The following is a 1,127-nucleotide window of genomic DNA, read 5'->3' on the forward strand; positions in this document are numbered from 1 at the left end:
TGGTGCTTGCGCACGGGATCGGCCAGAGCCGCGACGCCTACCGGTTCATGGCCCCGGAGCTGGTGGCCGCGGGTTACCGGGTCGCGGCGGCGGACCTGCGCGGCAGCGGCGAGTCGAGCGCGGCGTGGCCGTCCTACACCCGCACCGACATCGCCGGCGACCTGATCGCGCTGATCGGGCACCTCGGCGGTCCCGCGGTGCTGGTGGGCCACTCCATCTCCGGCGGTGCCGCGACGATCGCCGCCGCCCGGGCGCCGGAGCTCGTGAGCGCCGTCGTCGAACTGGCGCCGTTCACCCGCAAGGTGGAGTACTCGCTGGGCGCCCTGGGCGTGTCCCGCTACCGCAGGGGCGCGGCGGCGATCGCGGGCGTCGCGATGTTCGGCAGCCACAGGCAGTGGCTGAGGTACCTGGAGATCGCGACCCCGCAGCCGCGGCCGGCGGACTGGGCCGCGAGCCTTGAGCGCACCGATGCGATGCTGCGCGAGCCGGGCCGGATGAAGGCACTGCAGAAGCAGATGAACAGCGCCGCCGACGCCGGTGCCCAGCTCGGCAACGTGCACTGCCCGGTCCTGGTCGTCATGGGCACCCTCGATCCCGACTGGGGTGACCCGAAGGCCGAGGGCGAGGCCGTCGTGGCCGCGCTGCCGCCGGGCGTCGGCCGGCTGGAGATGCTGGCGGGGGCGGGCCACTACCCGCAGGTCCAGTTCCCCTCGGCGGTGGTCGGCCTGGTGCGCTCGTTCCTGGAGACGGCCCGTGCCTAGGGCCGGACTCGACCGGGCCACGGTCGTCGAAGCCGCCTCGGAGCTCGCCGACGAGGCCGGCTTCGCCGGTCTGACCATGGGCCTGCTGGCCGAGCGGGTCGGCGTGCGGACACCGTCGCTGTACAAGCACGTCGACTCCCTGGACGCCCTCCAGCGGGACGTCGGCCTCCGGGCCGTCCGCGACATCGGCGCCGTCCTGGCCCGGGCCGCCGTCGGCCGCTCCGGCCCGGACGCGGTCCGCGCGATCGCCGAGACCTACCGCACGTGGGCCCTGGACCACCCCGGCCGGTACGCCGCCGGCATCCGCGCCCCGCACCCCGAAGACGAGGAATACCGGACCGCGGCCCGCGAATCGGTGCAGATCCT

At 75.1% G+C, this 1,127-nt stretch carries 2 protein-coding genes; both read left to right on the plus strand.

From position 1 onward, the window contains the following. Positions 1–761, plus strand: a 761-nt coding sequence (locus ACIQVL_RS51575; RefSeq protein WP_403479322.1) for an alpha/beta fold hydrolase, incomplete at its 5' end; no start/stop codon positions are given. Further along, a partial coding sequence (locus tag ACIQVL_RS51580) for a TetR/AcrR family transcriptional regulator (protein ID WP_403479323.1) occupies positions 754–1,127 on the plus strand: 374 nt, incomplete at its 3' end. The genes ACIQVL_RS51575 and ACIQVL_RS51580, both read left to right, overlap by 8 nt.

This window comes from Streptomyces sp. NPDC090499, from assembly GCF_044769305.1.
GTDB lineage: Bacteria > Actinomycetota > Actinomycetes > Streptomycetales > Streptomycetaceae > Streptomyces.